Below are 1,833 nucleotides of genomic sequence, written 5' to 3'. Positions count from 1 at the left end.
CCAACAACCTAAAAACCTCGCCACGGCGGGGTTTTTTGTTGTCGAAAATCGTCGATATTGATTCATTACTCTGGAATATCCCCCTTAGTTATATTTAAACTGTCGCCGATACACCGCAGGGGTGATCCCTACTTTTTGGCGAAATGCATTTCTAAAACCTTCAATGGTCTGAAATCCGCAATATTCGGCAATCCTCGCAATACTCATCTGATCCCTTTCTAGTAATTCTTTCGCTTTGTGTATTCTCTCGTGCTGTAACCATATTTTGGGTGATTGGCCCGTGGCGGCAGAAAAATGCCGTAAAAATGTCCTGTCACTGAGTGCCAATTCGGCGGCCATCTGGCTGACACTCCAATTTTGGGCCAGTTGCCCGCGCACTTGCTGCATCATTTTTGCCATATCCCGATGCGTTTCTTTGGCAAGCGGCAGCGGAATAAATTGCTGTTGCCCGCCCCGTCGCTGGGGAGCCATGACTAACCGCTGTGCTACCTGATTGGCGATTTTAGCCCCAAAATCACGGGTAATCAGATGTAAGCAGGCATCAATACCGGCACTGCTACCCGCAGAGGTGATAATTTGCCCCTCATCTACATACAACACATTGGCATCGACATGAATGTCAGGATAGTGTTGTGCCAGATAATCGGTATAGCGCCAGTGAGCTGTGGCTGCAATATTTGAATATAAAAGTGCTTTTTCTCCTGCGATGGACAACCACTGCTATTATTTTTGGCGTTCATTATAGGTTAGCTGATAGAGTAATCGTGTTTACTCATTGCAGGAATTCTGTATGCGTTCTATTTATCTGTGGATAGTCGTGGTGGCTATTAGCATTACGGCGCTCATATCTCAGCTCAGCTTCTTTTTTATTGAACCTCAAATGGGGAACAGTGAAGGGAAAGTTTTAGTGCTTAAACGCACTCCTAAGATGGATTTTATCGATAGCCCTCGGGGATACTGTCAGCGCCAATATCCTACAGAAGACTATTCACGCTGCGAGCCAAAAATCCTCCCTTCGCTTTTGGAGAGTACTCAAGTTTGGTATGAGTTGCCGTTTAGCGCTTATTTTTACGAGATGACCTACCAGCCTAATGGTTAAGTATTCACTGTAAATTAGTATGTTCGCTAGAGTAGCTACTGCATATTGTGAATTTTAATATACGTGTAAGTAGTATAGTTTCATTACTTTAATATTTATCGCATAAAGGATCTAGCGGTGAATTAGATGGAGGTTATGATATCCAGGTATTGGTGTGGTTTTGTCAGATATCGCAACGACATTACGTAACAGAAATAAACGTAATAATATGGATGCTATTCTACGGGTATTATTCTAATTGGGGTTGGGAGCATTATTTATTACCAGTATATTAATCCGAACTGGCGACAGAGCGGATTCGTGCATGAAATGATTTACAGGTGTCTGAAAAACAAGCTACTCCTGATGTTGATCGTGACAAGGTCTGTGATATGTCCATCGATATGTATACCCAGATATTCAAGTATTTTACCTTCAAGGTTGGTGGGCGCGTAAAGGGCTGTGAGGGATAATCTGTGTCAGAAAAATTATTCTGGTGCGAAAGAATGTCTACTCAATCACTCTCTTTCTCTCATTATTATGATAGATTTCCCTCAATGGGTAATAATTCCCGATTGGAACTTATCTTAATATCCTCGCAGTGTTCCGATGCTTGACGGAAAAATAAAAATTGCACCAGTGGCTCGATAATTAATCTTCTTGATTGAAAATAACGCGGCCATGAATTAATAGGCTATATCTCTTGGTTTGTGGGTACTAATCGGCGAATCTTGTTGCAAGGCGATATTATAAGG

Annotated in this window: 2 protein-coding genes; one reads left to right on the top strand and one right to left on the bottom strand. The window is 42.2% G+C overall.

Annotation, left to right across the window (positions count from 1 at the left end; genetic code table 11):
- Window positions 1-84 precede the first annotated feature (84 nt).
- Entirely contained in the window at window positions 85-714 is a 630-nt protein-coding gene (locus tag V1952_RS21610) for a helix-turn-helix domain-containing protein (RefSeq protein ID WP_420075529.1), read from the bottom strand.
- 76 nt (window positions 715-790) lie between these two features.
- Here V1952_RS21610 and V1952_RS21605 point away from each other — a divergent pair, with 76 nt between their 5' ends.
- A complete protein-coding gene (locus V1952_RS21605; RefSeq protein ID WP_420071020.1) occupies window positions 791-1,099 on the top strand; it encodes a DNA-directed RNA polymerase subunit beta in 309 nt (102 codons plus the stop codon).
- Window positions 1,100-1,833 lie beyond the last annotated feature (734 nt).

It is taken from the genome of Yersinia sp. 2542 StPb PI, assembly GCF_048593855.1.
Taxonomy (GTDB): Bacteria; Pseudomonadota; Gammaproteobacteria; order Enterobacterales; family Enterobacteriaceae; genus Yersinia; species Yersinia enterocolitica_E.
The sequence above is the reverse complement of the archived record's forward strand: the minus strand, read 5'-3'. Positions and strand labels throughout refer to the sequence as shown.

What these genes read in the sequence shown, in the direction of transcription:
- V1952_RS21605 (WP_420071020.1), top strand. Translation starts at nt 791, where the DNA reads ATGCGTTCTATTTATCTGTGGATAGTCGTGGTGGCTATTAGCATTACG.